Source organism: Candidatus Eisenbacteria bacterium (genome assembly GCA_013140805.1).
Taxonomy (GTDB): domain Bacteria; phylum Eisenbacteria; class RBG-16-71-46; order RBG-16-71-46; family RBG-16-71-46; genus JABFRW01.
This window is the reverse complement of the sequence record JABFRW010000120.1, coordinates 14,294-32,141: the sequence shown is the minus strand read 5'-3', so window position 1 is coordinate 32,141 and position 17,848 is coordinate 14,294. Positions and strand designations below refer to the sequence as shown.

Below are 17,848 nucleotides of genomic sequence, written 5' to 3'. Positions count from 1 at the left end.
CGCACGGTGTCGTGATAGAGTCGCGCACGCGAAGACCTCCGTTGTCGGCAGAAAGCTCCCTGAACAAGTGCTTTCTACCACATGGAGGTCTTTGTCTTTCCTACCCTTCACGAATACACCGGGCTAGTGACGAGGCTACCAGTTTGCTCCGTCCAGGCACCTTGATTGGGCGTTCCGTGCGCCGTAGGGCTCTGCCCAAACGGTGAGATCATGAGATCAGCGTTCCAAGACTCGGCACGTTGCACGTTTCCCATGTTGTAGCGAATTTTAGTGACGCGGCAGAGCTCGCCCAGGTCAATTCGGATTCTGATCTCCATGAGTTGCGAATACGTGTTGTTCTGCCAGCCGGCGCATGCGTCGGAAGCCGAGCCGGTGTACACCAGACTGCCATCAGTAAGATCGCCATCGGAGAACTGTCTGGCATCGTCCGCGCCGTTGGTCGTGACGGTGTAGCTCTTTCGAAGCGCTGCATTCCCAGGTGGGGCGTAGATCGTCCTACCACCGGCGATGTCATCGGAATCGAGCGTCGACTGCGACCGGTCGCACGTCTCGGCAGATCCATACATGGTCGCGCTCGCATCACTGGAGTGCCCGAGTCCGATGAAGTGCCCGACCTCATGCATCGCGACCGTTTGAAGGTCCATGTTCCGTGTGGCGGGACACGCCGGCCCATCAACCGCCTCGGGACTATCCCAGTCGAAACACACGAATTCGTCGTTGTTAAACATCAGGTCGGCTTCAATGAGCTTGTAGAACGTCTCGCTCTCAACCTGAAACGTCGCAGACGTGCTGTGGCGATACTGGGTGCGCGCATACGTCAAGCATCCGAGGATGTTATCGGCGTCATTGAAGGACACGGTGCTCTGGTTGTCCTGATCGAAGCCGGAGGCGGTAGTTGAGCCGCCATAGGTGAGGCGGACGCGTCCCCACATGGCCGATTCCCAGGCCCGAAAAGCGCTATGCACCAGATTCAAGGTCGGATCCCATCCGACACCCGGGTATGAGGCAGGGTTGACCTTGTAGGTTACAGGACCGTGGTCGGGTGCCCAGCCAACCGGCGGAGTGAAATATCTGAATGCGTGGGAACGCGCCGGCAAGAGAATCACCAGAAGCGCGACGAGACAGAACCAAAGGCGCACTCGCAACTTCGAGTCTCCTACTTGCCTTGGAGAGTTTGAATCGCTGACCAGAAGCTGGCGGTTGTTCCACGTACTCGCGCGGTCTCTGGAATGACGCCATTGAACTGCCAGGTCGCGAGCTCATCGCCATCAAGTGGAAATCCGCTGCCGGCCGCGTCGCTTACAACGGTGAACATGCCTCGCCGTAGCGCCAGCGGAGACAGATAGCGGTGATGCGCTGGCCCCAGCTCCTCAAGAAATACGATCACTTCGCTGTTCGGAACGAAGGTGACTGCGTCCGAGAAAGTAAGCCCGGACTTGGTCGCGGCCTGACTACCGAGATCACGAACTTCGATTGTGGAAGGCAAACTTCCCTTGATTGAGGCCTCAACGGCAATTGTCGCGACGGTGAATGGATAAGTCTTTCCGCCTATCTCCTCGTTGATGTCGCTCACGCTGAGGATCCTACCTTTTGCGATTGCCCGCGCCCGCTCCGCGAGCAATCCAAGCGATGGTGATGAGGTCGATCCAATGCTCGGCACCCGCCGATCCGCCGCGCTCTGTGCATAGAGCGACGTGATCGCGACGATCACCATCAAGGCGATCGCGGCTAGGACATGGGGGCGCGTGGCGGCAATCATGCGAGGAGAATAGGACGCCCGTCGAAGCTCCGCAATGCTTCGAGTGCGCTGCCGAGAAGAGCACACCAGTCTCGTGGAGGAATGGGTTGTGGTGCTCCGCTTGCGGTCGACGCTAGGGCCATTGCGACGTTCGGGCCTAGAGCGTAGGTGGCATCCGATTGCTCGCGACCTGCCATCAACTCAGGACTGAGTTCCCGGTGACGTGATTCCGAGATTCCGCAGCCGCCGCAACTGGCGCAGGCGCTCCGCTTGCGTTAGCGGCTTGAACGTCATGTACAGGGAGAGTCTGAGTGCCTCTCGATCACCACTTTCCATCGGCGGGTGAATGACGCACGCCAACTTCTTGATTCCGAGGTCTCGAGCGACAACGAAGCGCCTGTACCCGTCGATGATGAGGTAGCGGCGCGGGCCATGCTTGCTGACGAGCAGGGGGCTCATGACGCCGAATCTCTCAACGGAGTCCCGCAGGCGGCGCTCCTCATCCTCTGTTCCTAGGGACTTGTGCGGGCTCTCGGAGTCAATTGCGATTTGCCTGAGTGGTATGACAAGAATTGGATGATATTGCTTCATATTAATATCTTAGCAATTCGGAGCGATCTGTCCATCCCCGCACTACCCGACTTGTCCACACAAAGGCGCACGAGATGACGCTCCCTCCTCCTGCTCACAACTCGTGTCTCGCGTGACACTGAATGTATGACAGTGCCGCATGATGACAACCTAGGCGAGTTTTGCGAGCGCACGACGGCACCCATAGGCTTCGGCGCCGGCCTCAGCGAGGCCGAGGTGCGTCGGCTTCAGATGATTCTGCGCGAACAGTGCAGCCTCGACCTAGCGCTTCCAGAGGCCTGGAGCCGCGCGATCGAGCTGCTCTCTCTCGTCGAGATGCTCCTGCAGTCGAGCGGCGCACTCACACGCGGCGATGAGCAATCCGCAGGGTTCGCGCTTCCTCGCTCTTGACCGAACTTCGATTCTGAGGAATTGATGAAGCTACTCACTCTGCGGCTATGCCCACTCACGTCATCTACGCCCGCAAATCGACCGAGTCGGACGACCGCCAAGTCCTCTCGATCGACTCTCAGATCCAAGAGCTAAAACTCCTGGCGTTGCGTCGTGGGCTGGAGGTCGACGAAATCCTCACCGAAGCGCGCTCCGCGAAGGCCCCAGGGCGTCCGATCTTCGGCCAGCTCATGAAGCGGGTGAACAAGGGCGAGATTGCCGGCGTGTTCTGTTGGAAGATGGATCGGCTTGCTCGCAACCCCTTCGACTCGGGCCAGATTCTCCAGGCCCTGGCGGACAGGAAGATCGAGCAGATCATCACGCCCGAGCGGACCTTCACCGGGGACGGCAATGACCGCTTCCTCGGCAACTTCGAACTCGGTATCGCCACAAAGTTCATCGACGACTTGCGGGCAAACGTGAAGCGCGGAAATCGCGCACGCTTCGAGCGCGGTTGGCCGAACTTTCGCCCGCCCGTCGGCTACATCGAAGACCGGGCAACCAAGACTGTGATCACCGATCCCGAGCGATTTCCGCTTGTGCAAAAGCTGTGGGACGAGCTGCTCTCTGGCCGAATGCGCCCCATGCAGATTGCTCGCGCGGCAGAGCACGAGTGGGGACTGCAGACCCGCAAGGCCGGAAAACTGGGCGGCAAGCCCCTCACCTTTCAGGGCGTATTCAAACTGTTCGCCAACCCTTACTACGCCGGGCTAATTCGCCTGAAGTCCGGTGAGAGCTACCGCGGTGCGCATTCGCCGATGATCACGATGGCGATGTTCGATCAAGCTCAGGAGCTGCTGGGCCGTCCTGGACGTTCGCGGCCCGCGCATCACACCTTCGCGTACGCCGGGATGCTCACGTGCGGGATCTGCGGCGGGACGCTCGTCGCCGAAGTCCACACCAAGCCCTCAGGTAGGCGCTACGTTTACTATCGTTGCCGCTCTCGGACCAGCGGCCGGCCGTGCCCGAATCCGTGCCTCCCCGAAACTGCCCTTGAGGACCAACTTCTGCGTGATCTTCGACGCGTCTCGTTGTCCAAAGCTGCGGTGGACTGGATTTCGAGCAACATTCGGCAACAACTCCAGGCGACCTCCTCCCATCACGCTGCACGGCGCGACGCCCTGGAGAAGGCGCTGCTGGAAGCGTCGAGAGAGAACGAGATGCTGCTGACACTCCGGCTCCGCGCACAGGTCGACGAGGAGACATACGAACGTCGCCGGCTGCAGATCCTCGATCGCCAGGCGAGGTTGAAGATCCAACTCGACGAGCCTACTCGTTCACCGGAGGAGCTAGTCGCTCAGATCGAGGAGGTCTTGAACTTCAGCGTCTCCCTCCCGCGCGCCTTCAAAGAAGGCGATCCGGTTCGCCGCCGATCGATTCTCCACGCCGTCTGCGCGAACCCGAAGGTTCGAGACAGAAAAGCGCTCTACAAAGCGAAGGAACCCTTCTCCTTCTTCGAAGGGAAAGGGTCCACTCGCTCTTGGCAGGGCGTAGTTGAGCGTCTGCGAAATTGGATCGTCGAGAAGAACTTCCAGATTCCGAGCTATTCCCTCACCGAGGAAGATACTGTGCCACGAAAGAGGCCGGCTGCCTAGGGAAGGGGAAAGCGCGCCATGTCGCGCACCGTGTGAATTACAGTCTGCGAGTAAGGAGTCGCTCTTGATCCTTGGCGATCAGCTCGGGAGCCGCCTGCCATCCAAATACATCAAACCACTCTCGAATCAGATCTCGACTCAGTTCCGTTGATTGTTGTAGCACCTCTTCCTTCGAATGCACCCGATTCCACTCCAATTTCTCGGCGGAAGTCTTCCGCTCATAGGAAAACCCAACGCGACCGGGGTCGTCGATCAAGAGGGCACGGTCTTTGGTGCCATACAATGTTACGCCGACCGACACACCCTCATCGTATAAGCCGGCTCGTGTAAGACGTGCCAAGAACGCATAGATCTCCGTGGCCGTGTAGACACTGCCCACAACGCCTAGCCTCGCCATGGGAGCAATCCCACGCTCCCGCATAGAGGCAAGCTGGTCGTCTGCAAGCCAGTCTTCGCGAAGTGCAAGGTAGTGCAGAAACTGACCTGTCTTGTACATCCGCCAAAACTCGATGTGATTCTCCCAATCATTTGAGAGTTCAAAGTACTGTTGGGTGCGCTCCCGACCAACGTCTGATGCGCCATTCAGGATTGCTGGGTACTCCCAGCCACGTAGTTCAAGCGCGCTCTGCTCGACGATCTCTCGACATCGGTCGATAGTCGTCAGCTTCTCAGCGTGAACAAGTGGCTGAAAATGGATTCGCCAGTACCCACGGGACTTAATCTTTTCGAGAAGGTCAGGCTTCATAGGCTAGAGGCCACCAAGTTCCTCAGTCAACGCCTCCGCAGCGCTCTCTTCAACCGTGTAGCCTGCGGCCTTGCGCTGCTGCATCATCTTGATCGTGGCAAGATCGAGAGTCGTCCGCATGTCGAATGAGTTCGACACTGCGGCACTCTCCGGGCGGCGATGCAATGTGCGGTAGTAGAGGATTCCATTCTTCACCCCAGCCTTGGTGTCATCGACACGGCAGATGACGGGAACCTCCGAGAACTGCCGGACCTGGATGACCACATACCGCAATCCGCTTCGGTCTGGCACCACGGCAACATCAAACTGGACATGTGGATCAGCGAAGCGTGTCATCTGGTCCCGCATGACATCCGACACGTAGGTCAACTCTTGCTCCGGGGTCACGCCGGTCCGGTGGAATGTGCCATCGTCAACGCCAATGATAAGGTCGCCGCCGTACTGAACGTTGGACATAGCGAGAATGTCCTTCGCCAAACGGCTCACATCCCAGTCTCCCGCCCGCTTGAAATCAAGGCGTTGTGACTCAGTCCTAGCTTCAAGGTGGGCTTCAAGAGTTTCGGTTGTCATCACCTGCATTATGCCCCGGAGCAGATCGTCTGGGAAGGGTACGGGGGGCTGAGCCCAGCAGGCATCGCTCAATGCCCCCCAGACTGGTTTCCGCGGTCGCATCGTGTCTCCTCATCACCTGGATGCAATCGATGAATATGCCGGGCAGGTTATTGAGGCCGACCGGCCACCGGGTGATTCCCCACGTTATGTACGTCGTCCGAAGCCGGTCGATCATTCCTACGGACTCGCGCACCTGCGGTAGCTCGGGATTCTCACCAACGACTGCGTCGAACAGTCTTGTCACCTGATCGAGTCCGGTGTACGGCAGGAACGTTGCAGGCCGATGCGCCGCGAGCGTGTGACCTAGCGCCTCGTAGAGCGCGACTAGCGCCCACCGCCAATGGGTCGGTCGCCGCTTCACGAACCGAAGCTCGTCAGTCAGCATCTTCAGCGAGCGTTCGATCTCTCGCGGATGATCTGCGTCGAGCTTGATTGGGAAGGCACGCGGTACTGGTGGGGTATCCGGCGGCAGCGGAGACATCGGGAATCCGGGCGGCAGGAGCGGGTGCTCTAGGTTGTGCTTGTACCGCTCCGGGTCGAGCAGCATTACCGTAAGCCGGAGCAGTTCCTCGCCGCGGTACTTCGCCTCGAGTTTCGTGTACTGCCGGTCGCCGGAAGCATTCAGGATCTCCCGCAGTCGGCGGGCTTGTTGGTCGGAGACACGCAGACTGTCGGGATGCGGGATGAGCGGGGCGTTCTCGTCTTCCGAAGAACGTAAAGAATCGTCCAGGGTCTCCATGGGCGTGAAGGGGTGAGCTGATAAGCCTCTTCAGGCTACGGCCTTCCCCACCTGGGTCAACGTTGAGCGTGTTCGAACTCACCTTCTGAGTTCGACTTCGCTCCTGGTTTGTGGACAGCTCTTCGTGACGCGTGCGTCACCGCGCTTCCACCCACCTGACCGCCAACGAAAAAGCCACCTGATGGCGGCTCTTTCGTCACTTGTCCACACTCATGCGCGACAAAGCGCGCCTAAACCCCAATGGTAGACCTACTGGCGCTGGGCTTGGAAGTGGGTGACGTTTGGCGACCTACCCGACCGTGATTTGCCATCGGACGAGGAGTGTAGGTCCATGATGGCAGAGCAAGGCTTGTGAGTGCAGGGTGAGCGACATACGCGAGCGCGTACATAGTGTAGATGACCATTACAGATCGCGCTAGGGTTGGCCTCTTCGCGCCCGCTCTGATGTCAGCGGCTTCACGCGCAGTTAGCGAATCCGTGCGCTGTCCAAGAGGTGCATAGCCAAGCTACTGAGTCGAATGGCGTCGCGGACTGCATGGCGGAGGGGAAGTGCCAGGCCAAATGATGCACGCATCATCGCAGGCCTCCCTCCCGAAGAACAAGTCACTTCGCACTTCGGGACCGCTGGACGACGTTCGGAAACTGCTCGTCGAGCATGGGGTCGATGTCTCACGCCTCGCGCGCGTTCTGAACTTCATCGATCACCCGGAGCAGGCGCAGGCACTAGCCGCGTAACACTCGGCGAGTCGGAAGTCCGGTGGGATCGGCACTTCAACGTGCGATGTGGGACACAAGCGTGCTGGCCCGTGCCCATGCTTCCTCGAAGGTGAAGTCGACTCCACTCTCCTCACTCATCGGGCGTCGATACTTTTCGAGATCGTCAGGTGTGAGCTCGAATGGAACTCAGCTAATGTTGACGCGGCTCCAGTGCTCGAACGCCACCGAGTCTGGGAGTGCTCCGCGCGGCAAGTCCTCAAGGAATCGGCACAGTCTGACTTCCCTCCACCAACCCCGACCCGGCGCCTCGGCGAGACCTAGCGCCTGAACGTCACCCGAACGAACCTTCGTGGGACGCGAGAGGACGAGCGTCTTCTTCGCTCTTGTGAGAGAGACGTAGAGCAGTCGGCGCTGTTCATCAAGGTGCTCGCCCTCGGACAGTCCGGCTGTGTCCGTATCGAATGGTCCAGGTAGGGCTTGATCAATGAGACCCAGGACGAAGACATGGTCCGCCGTCAGACCCTTTGCGCCCCAGAGCGTGACAATCTTGACTCCGGCTCCGCCGTCATCGCCGATGGACTGTCGTGTAGCGATGCGATACCTCAGTGCTCTCACGATCTTGCTCAAGGTGACATCTGTGGTCTCCGCACAAATGGCCGTCGCTTCGCGAAACAGTCGGCCCAGATCCTCGCGTGCCATCTCAGCCGTCGGACCACTGAAACTAATCCACTGATCCGGCGCAAGAATGTGTTGCACCAACGCCTGTGGATCCACAATCAGTGGCAATGCGTCAACCAGCTCAACAAGGCGCCGAAGGCGGGCCTGGACGATCGCGCGGCCAGTACCTCGGATCTCGCCTGACTCAACGAGCTGACGGACTCGCCCAAGTGAGAGCACCCCGCCGTCTCGTCTCAAATGGCGATAGACGCCGGCGTTGCGGTTTGGAGCCTTGAACTTCTTCCCCTGCGCGTTCGGCGGCCGGTAGCTAATCCAGTCTCGCAGCGCCACCGCATCACTTGAATCAGCCAAGATCGACAAGAACAGAAATGCCTCGCGGGCCGGCCAGGTCTCCAAGATGTCCTCAGCGAAGATGGTCCGCGCATTTGCCCTCGGCTCGAGTTGACGTATCCGCTCGCGAAGCGCGTAGCCCCAGTCTCGCCGAGTCACGAGGACGAGGTGCTTCTCCTTGGGAAACGCGTCGAAGACCCGCGCAACCTCGGCAGCGATGCCTTCGGATTCGCTCTCTGGGGACTTGAAGTGAACGTGATGAAGCTGTGCAACCCGGTCTGTCGCCGACGTCAACGGCTCGTTTTCAAGAGCCACAACCGCGTTAGCCAGAGCCACAATGTGCTCCGGGCAGCGCTGACACTCGTTCATCGTGTGATTCGTGATTGGTTGCGTGACGAGGTCGGTGATCGCGTCCAACCCCCGACGATCATTGCCTCGGAAAGAGTAGATCGACTGCTTTCGATCACCGAGGACAACCAAGCTGCCGCCTGGGGCCACGAGTCGAACAACTACCTTGGCCTCAACCTCAGTCAGATCTTGGAACTCGTCGACAATGACGTGGTCATAGCCGATGTCAGCAAAGTCGCCGTTGGCGAATCGGCGTTCAACCGCGCGGGGCAGGTCGCCGACCAGTTCCGTGCCATGGTCCCCGAGCCAGCGCCTCGCCGCCTGGGCGAGCGCCGGGTGGTCTGCGGTCCCGGCTTCATGGTCGCGAAGTGCGCGCACGGCCTTCTTCAGTGACCGAGTCACCGCGCCTCGAAGTTGTGGATACTCCTCGCAAATGTCGAAGAGCATGGCCTCCTCTTCTTCGGGCAGAAGTGTGCGTGGCGCGAGCCGGGCGAGCTCGGCGCAGAGCCCGTGAATCGTCTTGATTCGCGGAAGCCCCAGTTCGTGCGGCCTGAGCTCCTCCTTGATCTCATCTGCGAGGTCACGGGCGATCGCACGATTGAACGCGCAAACGAGGACCCGATTGGGAGAGACGGCCAGTCCGGCCGGATGGAGGATTCGTAGAACACGCCGTCGTAGGCCGAAAGTCTTCCCCGTGCCGGGGCCAGCACTTACGCGCAGTACTTGAAACTCGCCGTTAATTAGCGGGAGTACCTGCGTTCCCGAGACTCGCAGATTCCACGGGGCATTGAGATCGTACGGCTGGTCAAGCGGGGATGACATGGTGGCACTTTCCTGATTCCAGAACGAGGTTTGCTGGTCTCTGCGCAAACCACGGTGCGGAGAGAATCGCCGCCGTGAAGCTGGAGTATTGCCGGGGAACGCCGATCGTGTCTCGTTGATCCGGCGGCGACTATTCGGAGTTGAAGAACTCAGCGTCAAACTCAGATCGGACGAGCGCCAGATCCAGCGGGGAGCCCCACAAAGCCCTTCGCTCGCGCTCTTCGAGTGACCAGAACCTCCCTAGCGACTCTTCGTCTCGGAAGTGCTCGCGGAGCGTCGCATCAGCAAAGATCCGATGCAGACAGTACCGGGCGAGGGCCTGGGCCTCGAACGCGAAACGAAGCACTCGCCGGATCGCCTCTTCACGCACGGACATCGCCACTGACTCAAGTTGGTCGTTCAAGTGCTCAACTGCGCTGCGTACATCGAAAAGCGCCCGAGCCCACTCTTGTTCATGGGGCCCGACGAACAGCGCCGTGCGGCTCGCAAATTGAGATTTGGTCCGCCCCGGTTGTGGAAGAATGCAGCCCTCGATCGCACGAACGAACTGATGGATGCGCTCGGGCGGGTCATGCTCCCGGAGGCCGTTGTGAAAACATCTGAGCGCTACTCGGAGTCGACGAAATGATGTGTCGTTTTGAATCTCAGTGATCGCATTGCCCAGGACTGCAGCCTCCTGAAGCTCGATACGAGCAACCGCGGCCTGGAAGGAGCCCTCGTTAGGAAAGAGCGGATCTATCCAGCCGTGTTGCCGAACGTCCACTTCAGTTTCCCGTGCCCCGGTGAGCACCTTCCCACGACCGTTCGTCGAGATGCGCCGCGCCGCAAGCATCAAACCGTAGTACAGCATGAAGACTCGTGTCTGAAGACTCGCGTTCTCCTCGTCTAGCACGCTGGGATTCTCGGTCGGAGCGACCGTCCAGAGGAACAGATTCGCGTCATGCAGCTCGTCCCAGGCGAGAGATCCTAGCCAATCCCTCCAGTGGCTCGGCACAGTGAGTTCGAGCGCTCGGGTCGCATAGAGCCCATTGCCAAGGCTGAGACGGGCAGGAATCGAGGCGTCGGCATCGACGGCGAGCACCATGAGTGCATACTTGTGAGCTGGGGGAAGGATCACGAGATCGGCTCTGCCTTCGGCACCGTTCGTGGGTGTGTGATGATGGGGTTGGCTCATCTGCACAGCTTACCACGGTCATTTCAGTCATCGCGCGCTGTGTCATCTTTTCATTTGTGACTGGCGCGACCTCGTTGTGGTCCTGGTATGCGCGATAATTGTCACGAGGCGTCTCGCAGACACCACTGCCGCTCTAACGAGTCTGACATCGCGCTCATCTCGGGCTCTATGGGAGGCGCCGGCCGCAGGAAAGGATTCCGATATGCTTGGGCTCCTCAACAGCTACTTGTCCTACTCCGTCGGTGCTACAGGCACCGTCATCCTCGCGTACTCGGCATTCGGACCGACGCCTCCGTTCTGGAATGAGCTCACCATTCGCGACGCCGTTCCGCTCGTGGGGATCCTGATCGCAGGAGCGGTGGCAATGGTTGGCTGGAGGAAAACGGCGGAGACGGCCATGCGCGCGCAGGAGCGTCGCCACGAGCTCGATCGGGCGAATACGAAGGAGGTGCTTCGCGACGCGGTCTGGGAAGGGCTCGGCACAGCGATTGTATGGCTTCCGCAAGTCATTGAGGCGATCACTGCCAAGCGATTCGTCAGTCGACTCCTGCTAGGGCAACTTGATGAGGGGCGAAGTTCCTACGATCGCAACAGAGATAGCATGGTGTTTTGGGAAAACAAGGAAGAAAAGCTACGCGTGCAATTGTGGTTTCGCGAGATGGCAGTCTGGCGCGCGTCCCTTGACACCTTTGCTCCGCCGACTCCAGGCGAAACGCCAACGCCGATCTACTCCGAAGTCGCAGCCCAGCTCCTGCCGCTCCTCAAGGCCGCGCTGGATGATGCGACAGGACTCTTCGAAGAACTCGACTTCCCCCGTGTGCACCCAGGTCACGCCGGGTATGAGAAGTGGGCGCCGCCACGTAGGCAATAGCCTGAACCTCCTTGTTGGAGATGGGTAATGTGCACCAGAACGCGTCCGGACCGTCTGACTGGACCCGCTCATGAATGATCCTTCCGTTGAGGTGCTGCGAACGCTATTTACTGAGCAGGTGCTGGCTCGACTTAGGGCTGCGCCGCCGACCGATTCGCTGGTGTATCGCGTCGCCGCGATCACCCTAACTCAACCGCGTGGGCTATACGTGCCTTGGCTTGAAGCGCAGCGATTGGCATGGTCCAGCTATCTCGTTGCCGCGTCCGACTGCGGTCTCCTTGTTGGTCGCTTCGGGAGGGATCTGACGGCAAGACTGACACACGTCGATGACGAGCAGTTTCGATCTGCGATGGCCGAATGCCAGGCCGCCTGGTACCTGCGCGAGAAGCTCGGGCTTGCGGTCTCTGCGCGGCCACCAGGTAAGGGGGCGAGCGAGCTCGAACTGCTCGTGAAGTTGCCGGAAGGTGACATCCTAGTCGAAGTGAAATCGCCCCTGCGGGTGGCCATTGCTGACGGCGCCGCTCATGCACTTGACGACTCGGACATTCTCGACCGGTGCCTTGCGGATGCATCGAAACAACTCAGAAAGGGAACCAGGAACCTCGTGATGCTCGTCGGCCGATTGACGCTTGGCATCCACGTTCGGCAGTTTTTCGTGAAGGCATTCTACGGCGCAGAGAAGTTGCTTATCTCGCGGGAGACCCGCGCGTCACGAATCGAATTCGACCTCAACGGGCGATTCCTCAAGGTCTGGCCCGGCGAAGACGGTCCTCGCCACACACGCGTGGGGGGCGTTCTCTTCGTCCAAGAGAACATCCGGTCATCCATCGGTGCCGACGGCGATCACGTGCATCGCACTGACAATGATTCGCTGATGCTGCACAACCCGAACGCGATTCATCCGTTGCCCGAAGGGCCGTGGCGGGAGTGTCCACAACTCGTACTTCGTGGCGAGGTGATGGAATGGACCGACGGCCATCCAGTCGGGGGTCCGGTGCCGAATCGACAGAGCGATGGCGATTGAAACCGGCGTATCGGCGCCCGCTGCGCCCATCGCTGGATCCGGTGAAACTCTGACTCGGCCCGAGCGAGCTCGTCCTCGCAATGGCGTAGCAACCTCGGTATGGCGACATTGAGCTCGAACGAGGCCGAGCGATGCTCCCCCGATCGGGTCCCCCGCGCTCACGATGAGGCGGCGTTTAGCATCGTCGGCCCCGTACGATGTGCTCGAGGCTCGGCCAGCAATACTCGACAGGGTACACGGGACCACAATGAGGTGGCGCCGAACAATCCGATGACTCGACGATCTACGCACACTACGCTCACTTCGGGCGCCTCTCTTGTGCGCGGCGTCTCTTCTCGGCCGACCTCAATAGCCGCGCATATAGGCGCGAATCTCGCCGTGCTCGCCCGATGTGGGTCGCATTTGCTCGGTCTTGAGCCTCGAGAAAGCCTCGGCGCGCCTCAGGCTCGGGCATGAGCGTCTCCCCCCATTTGAAGGGGTAGAGAAGTATGGGCACGGCCATCGTGCAAGCCAGATAGACCTCGTCGAATGCCTCTACCGGCTCCTCCACGACCGCGTCCAGGAATGCCTGCATGAACTCGCTCGGGAGACCGCACTCGTCCGAATCAAGTAGCAGAATTGTCTCCTCGACCTCTCGGCGATACGCCTCCAGCACCTGTCGCTTGTCGGCAATCGCGCGACGCATGTCCTTTACGACGTAGTCGTACGGAAGACCCGGCACGCGCCACGAGATCGTGCAGATTCCCTGCGGAGTGAAAGGCTTGACTCGGCGCACGAGCACGTAGAATCCATGTGCCGGGACTTGAACCTTCAGTTCGGAGTCGAGCGCCATCCCGGGAACATCCGCGATCACGGCTTCGGCGATGCGCCCGATCATGGCTTGCCAATGCCGGGACCGCGGCAGCTCGAAGAGGGGAAGCCAGATCTGAATCCACTCGAGTGGAAGCTCGGCTTGGATGCGCGCACGAAGGTGTGGTGCGATCCGCTCCCATCGCTTCGGGAGGCCGGGCCGGTCGCCGATGGAGTGCACGGTGGTGTGCTCGATCGCCACCCGCGTGAGCCCACGCTGAATGAGCGCATCACAGCCACCCGCCGCGCCTTCGCGATCGGGACGGCTGACAATGGCAACGGGCTGGTGATCAAACTCGGAGAGGACGGCGCAGAGTTGCAAGAGCGCCACATCCTCGCGTCGATGCGTCGCCCTCACGGTGCGTCGGCACTCTGCACGTTCGGCGCGGGCCAGACTTGGTCGGCTGACACGGGCAGCCACTGACTCACGAGCCACACTTCGCGGAAGTCAATCGATCGAGCCGCGAGCGCTGCTCGGATCCGCTCAAGTTCGTCTTGAAAGTACGGCATGACTTCGAAGTCGATCACGAGAACAAGATCTGCGCTAGTGCCTCTGTAGTGCTCTTCCTTCTTCTTCAGTGCCTCCACAGTCCGGAAGACCGCGTCCTGCACGCCGTCGCCCTCCTCGCCGGTTGCCGACCACCCCACGAGCGCTGGCGCCTGGACCGGCGGCACACGCTCGAGGATTTCGAGCTCGGCGACATACGGCGAGATGGGTTGATAGAATTGGGTCCAATCGTTCCGCTCGTAGCGCATCAGACGCTGAAGTGACGGGTTGGACCAATCTCGATTCAATCCGAACTCGACGGCCATCCAGATCTTTTCAAGGAGGGCGAGCTTTTCGCGACGCTTGGGTGGAAAGGAGTCGACTCGAATGGAGACGTGACGGTCGCAAATCTTGCGTTCATCGAGCCGTCGCTGGAGCGCATGGACGATGAGGCGCTCCACATCCTTGGGAACCCGCCACTCGGTTTCAGGATCCGCCCACGCGCGAGTGTGCTGCACTTTGAGAGGCGCTTTCCCCGAGGAGCTCACACAGAGGTAGTCGTGGTCAGTGCCCTTCGGTCCGTCCTCAAAGCGATCGTAGTCGGTGGCATGCAGCGCGTTGTAACGGGCCATGAAGACGTCCATGATCCGATCGCGTGCCTCGGGTTCAAGTTCAGCCATTACTCCCCCGTCGCGAATTCGCCACGAATCCCGAGTTCCTCACCGCTCAGGAAGGCCCGCTTTTCCCAGTGCGCCCGATTGCCGATGATACGGCAAGATCGCGGCCGGGCGTGATGACCGAGGCGTCGGGAACCGTGAGGTCGAGGGGCACGAAGTGCGGGTAGGGATAAGCCTGGTGGTCACATCCGAAAGGCGGTGATTTCCATGGCCAACTTCTCGTGTGATTGGCAGCAATTCGTGTCGATTGCCCTAGTTGTGGTTGGTTGGTTGTTCTTCGCAGCTGGTCTCCTGATTGAGAACCCGGTCGTCAAGGCACTCTCTCTCGTGGCCGCTAGGGCCCTGCCCCACGTCCTCACTTCCCCACTGGCGTCGATCCAAACTCGTGATGGCCGAGTGTGTCCGGCAAGTCGAAATTGCGCGGCCAGCCTCGTAGCCGGATCGAGAACAAGACGGTCGCGGGGAGAGATCACCGCGGTCCAGTGCTTGATGTTCCAGTTCGCGACCGATCCCGAGCGGCTGAAACTCCGGGCCAGCGTTTCCGTGGCCCGGCGTGCGCAGAGAGTTCAGGCCGTGCTCGGGAATGAAGAAGCCGGCGTCGAGTAAGTCGACACCGGCTTCCTCGCAATCTCTCTCTAGTCGATGGCCTAAGTCACCGGCTCCAGCTTGGGACGACTCCTGCGTCGCTCCCTCGCTCTGGCGATTCGTCGATCGACTTCCGGCTGCGCCTCAGCGATCGCTTCCCTGATCTCGCGTCGAATCGCAGCGCGACGCTTCGGATCATCCTTTGAGTTTGCCTCAGGTCCTGAAGCCGGCGGCAGCTGCGCGCCGTCTTGTTTCCTCCCACGACGCCTTATCGGCTTCGTGGGGCCGGAAAGGAAGAAACCGGGGCCCTCGTCGGACGCTTGTTCTTGGTCATTGTCGTTTCTCCCTGGCGACATTCGATGGACGCTATCACACGACTACGGCGTGAACCACCCGGGTCAACGCCACGGCCGCGCGACCGATCACGGGTGCCGTAACGCGAACCACGGAGGCCGACGAGTGCACGCGAAGGGCAACTGTCGCGCGGACCACCGCATCCACGCGGCGCGCGACCCGCACCACCTGCGCGACCGGGGACACGACCACCGATGCCACAGCGCCCTGCTCGCTCGGCTCGACCACGGCAGAGAAGCCCTTGTTGTCGGAGCCCTGGAACACGTGGAAGTCGAAGCGATCCGCGGCGAATGAGCCAACGACCACGCCCACGCCGAACACGAAGAACAAGACGACGAAACGAGCGACAGAGATGCGCGACATGATGATTCTCCTGGCTGGGTGGTTGAACCGCGTTGATCACGAGAGCCACTCTGCCTCTCGCTTCTGTCCACGAGTCGCAGCCAGGTGACAGCGACGGATGATGGGACCTAGCATGATGCTCAGTGGCGGACGCAAGATTTACAAAGGTGGCCGTCACGGGCGTGTCATGTCGGTGCGACTATGAGGTGAAGTCACGAACCCGGACATACATCAAAGCGCAGCAGCACCCGGGAGATCGGCAGATGACATTGGCCGCAAGTCAGCCAGCGGGGCAAGTCGCCCTCAGCGCCTATCGGGAGTGGCGCCGATCCCGCTGCGACACCGACTTCGTCCGCTTTCTGCGGTCATCAATCACCGACAACACGAGCGTGAACATGTTCGTTCTCCACCGCACGATGAGGGTGGTCAACAAACAGTCGATCCGTCACGCGCTGGATCCTGCGGAGATTGCCGAGGCCGTTCTCTTTGAGCTGTGGCTCAAGGCGCCGGAAATCAACACCACCATCGTGGGATTCTTGTCTCGGATGATCTTTCGCCGCGTAATGGATCGCGTGCGGCGCGCTGCCCGCGACCTGGACCTCCTCGAGCTGGTTCCCGGCGAGTACTTCGAGCAGCGAGCGGCTGACGAGGGCGCGGCGGAGGCGGAAGACGGTCTTGCGGGCGAGAAATGCGCGCGGCCGGCGGCCGACCCCTGGGAGGTCAAACTAGCGACAGCCCTGAATGAGCTCTCCGAGGTCGAGCGATACGTTTTCATGCGTCACAATTTCGACGGCATCGAACTCAAGCAGATCGCGGCTGAGCTGAGAGCCCTACCCAACACGGTCGTCCAGAGGCATGTGAGGGCGAAGAAGAATCTCCGCGTCGAACTCGCCCGCCTGACCCTCTCCGCCTGAGCCACGAGGCCCGTATCGGCCGCGGCGCCGAAGCAGTACACGGAAGAGCGGAGCAGCGCGCCTCCGGAAGGAATCGGAGCCGGCGAGACTGCCGGCGTGGCGCGAGGCCACACTCGCACTCATTGCTCGAAAGCCAGGCGATCGCCTGGCCGACCTAGATCGCCCCAACGTGCCTCAGCGTGAGCAGCAGCGCCACGCCGCAGACACTGCAGAGCGCCACCCACCGAACAAACCTCTGATCCTTCGTGTGAGACGTTGAATGCAGGTGCGCGAGGAGCGTGAAGATGATCGCCCCGACGATGTGGAAGTCCAGCGATTCGTTCTGCATGGTGGGTCTCCAAGTTCAGGAGGTGCGTGTTTCGACTGTCCCGTCACCATGGAGTCGCGTGCGAGTGACTAGAACCCCGAGGGGGGTTGACGGGCCGACGCGCGCGAGGTAGACCGTAGTTAGCGATCCGCACCTTTAAGCTCCTCAAAAAAGGCTCCCTTGTCGCCGATAACGGCCGAGGGGGCCTTTCCGTTTTTCTGGAGGCAGACAATGCGCTCACCGCAATACGAGATTCGTCGCATCATCCGCCGCGCCCTCGACGCTGCGCGCCCGGAGGCTATGAAGCGCATCGCGCAGGAGGACGCTGACGGCAACCTCCCCCTAGTGCGCTTGGAACGGGACCGATCCATCGGTCAGGACCAGTCGCGCGGGATGTTCAATAAGCGACTAGTCCTCAGCCAGGATGCCGCGAACGAGTTTGATGTCGAAGTAGTCCTCTCCTGCTACAACGCCCTTCGTCTGTCCGCACGAAACGAGGGCGGCCTCGCGGATGTTCAAGAATTCCGCGACCGAGACGACCCGCATCGATGCCTCGCGTTCGCTGAATCCAGCGATCAAGTGCTTGCCTATGTTCCGAGCACTCAAGCAGTCAAATGATGGTCTCCGCCGAGACCATCTTTTTTGCTGTGATTGCAGGCTCGGCCGCTTCCATGCGTCGCGGTACGAAGGGGAGAGCCCCCGCGAGGCTGGAATCGAGGGTCTGGAGCGCAGAGACGCAACTGGTGCACCTCGAGACGCAGTCCCTCGCACGTTAGTTGCGCCACGCCGGAATCTCGCTAGTCGGACCGAGAACAAGTCGACCCCGGGGAGAATTCCCCGAGGCCGCTCAACTGGGCGGGAACTGGGCGGGAACTACCGCGCTACTTGCGCACATACACGCGCTGAGCCTCTCCGGCAAC

The 17,848-nt window shown here is 60.6% G+C and carries 17 protein-coding genes; 5 read left to right on the top strand and 12 right to left on the bottom strand.

Annotated features, from left to right (window positions below; genetic code table 11):
- Positions 1–107: 107 nt before the first annotated feature.
- From HOP12_09770 to HOP12_09760, 3 genes are all read right to left on the bottom strand, one after another.
- Positions 108–1,139: a matrixin family metalloprotease gene (locus HOP12_09770; GenBank protein NOT34444.1), complete on the bottom strand. Its 1,032-nt coding sequence runs from the start codon at positions 1,137–1,139 to the stop codon at positions 108–110.
- A gap of 17 nt (positions 1,140–1,156) precedes the next feature.
- A complete protein-coding gene (locus HOP12_09765) occupies positions 1,157–1,759 on the bottom strand; it encodes a hypothetical protein (GenBank protein NOT34443.1) in 603 nt (200 codons plus the stop codon).
- Positions 1,760–1,939: 180 nt separating this feature from the next.
- Positions 1,940–2,329: a ParB N-terminal domain-containing protein gene (locus tag HOP12_09760; GenBank protein ID NOT34442.1), complete on the bottom strand. Its 390-nt coding sequence runs from the start codon at positions 2,327–2,329 to the stop codon at positions 1,940–1,942.
- A 437-nt stretch (positions 2,330–2,766) separates the two neighbouring features.
- Between HOP12_09760 and HOP12_09755 the strand changes: the two genes are divergently transcribed.
- Positions 2,767–4,353: a recombinase family protein gene (locus HOP12_09755; GenBank protein NOT34441.1), complete on the top strand. Its 1,587-nt coding sequence runs from the start codon at positions 2,767–2,769 to the stop codon at positions 4,351–4,353.
- A gap of 37 nt (positions 4,354–4,390) precedes the next feature.
- Here the strand turns inward: HOP12_09755 and HOP12_09750 are convergent, their stop codons facing one another.
- From HOP12_09750 to HOP12_09730, 5 genes are all read right to left on the bottom strand, one after another.
- Positions 4,391–5,098, bottom strand: a complete 708-nt coding sequence (locus HOP12_09750) for a hypothetical protein (protein ID NOT34440.1) — start codon at positions 5,096–5,098, stop codon at positions 4,391–4,393.
- A 3-nt stretch (positions 5,099–5,101) separates the two neighbouring features.
- On the bottom strand, positions 5,102–5,671 hold the full coding sequence (locus HOP12_09745) for an ATP-binding protein (GenBank protein ID NOT34439.1): 570 nt from the start codon (positions 5,669–5,671) through the stop codon (positions 5,102–5,104).
- A complete protein-coding gene (locus HOP12_09740; GenBank protein NOT34438.1) occupies positions 5,649–6,449 on the bottom strand; it encodes a hypothetical protein in 801 nt (266 codons plus the stop codon). The genes HOP12_09745 and HOP12_09740 overlap by 23 nt, the downstream gene beginning before the upstream one ends.
- Before the next feature lie 903 nt (positions 6,450–7,352).
- The gene (locus HOP12_09735) at positions 7,353–9,344 is read right to left on the bottom strand and encodes an ATP-dependent helicase (protein NOT34437.1); all 1,992 of its coding nucleotides are present in this window, start codon (positions 9,342–9,344) and stop codon (positions 7,353–7,355) included.
- Between the two features lie 130 nt (positions 9,345–9,474).
- Positions 9,475–10,428 carry a hypothetical protein gene (locus HOP12_09730; GenBank protein NOT34436.1) on the bottom strand — a complete coding sequence of 318 codons (954 nt, stop codon included), beginning with the start codon at positions 10,426–10,428 and terminating at the stop codon, positions 9,475–9,477.
- Positions 10,429–10,720: 292 nt separating this feature from the next.
- Here HOP12_09730 and HOP12_09725 point away from each other — a divergent pair, with 292 nt between their 5' ends.
- Positions 10,721–11,389 (top strand): hypothetical protein, encoded by a 669-nt coding sequence (locus tag HOP12_09725; protein ID NOT34435.1) that lies wholly within the window; start codon positions 10,721–10,723, stop codon positions 11,387–11,389.
- Between the two features lie 70 nt (positions 11,390–11,459).
- Positions 11,460–12,413: a hypothetical protein gene (locus tag HOP12_09720; GenBank protein ID NOT34434.1), complete on the top strand. Its 954-nt coding sequence runs from the start codon at positions 11,460–11,462 to the stop codon at positions 12,411–12,413.
- Positions 12,414–12,711: 298 nt separating this feature from the next.
- Here the strand turns inward: HOP12_09720 and HOP12_09715 are convergent, their stop codons facing one another.
- The 3 genes from HOP12_09715 to HOP12_09705 form a co-directional block, all read right to left on the bottom strand.
- A complete protein-coding gene (locus HOP12_09715) occupies positions 12,712–13,593 on the bottom strand; it encodes a hypothetical protein (GenBank protein NOT34433.1) in 882 nt (293 codons plus the stop codon).
- 23 nt (positions 13,594–13,616) lie between these two features.
- Complete coding sequence (locus HOP12_09710; protein NOT34432.1) at positions 13,617–14,429, bottom strand: hypothetical protein; 813 nt, start codon at positions 14,427–14,429, stop codon at positions 13,617–13,619.
- Between the two features lie 951 nt (positions 14,430–15,380).
- Positions 15,381–15,728: a hypothetical protein gene (locus HOP12_09705; protein ID NOT34431.1), complete on the bottom strand. Its 348-nt coding sequence runs from the start codon at positions 15,726–15,728 to the stop codon at positions 15,381–15,383.
- A 242-nt stretch (positions 15,729–15,970) separates the two neighbouring features.
- Between HOP12_09705 and HOP12_09700 the strand changes: the two genes are divergently transcribed.
- Positions 15,971–16,621, top strand: coding sequence for a sigma-70 family RNA polymerase sigma factor (locus tag HOP12_09700; GenBank protein NOT34430.1), 651 nt, complete (start codon positions 15,971–15,973; stop codon positions 16,619–16,621).
- 154 nt (positions 16,622–16,775) lie between these two features.
- On the opposite strand, the gene HOP12_09695 is transcribed toward HOP12_09700, so the two are convergent.
- A complete protein-coding gene (locus HOP12_09695) occupies positions 16,776–16,949 on the bottom strand; it encodes a hypothetical protein (protein ID NOT34429.1) in 174 nt (57 codons plus the stop codon).
- Positions 16,950–17,159: 210 nt separating this feature from the next.
- Here HOP12_09695 and HOP12_09690 point away from each other — a divergent pair, with 210 nt between their 5' ends.
- Positions 17,160–17,546: a hypothetical protein gene (locus tag HOP12_09690; protein NOT34428.1), complete on the top strand. Its 387-nt coding sequence runs from the start codon at positions 17,160–17,162 to the stop codon at positions 17,544–17,546.
- Positions 17,547–17,848: the final 302 nt, after the last annotated feature.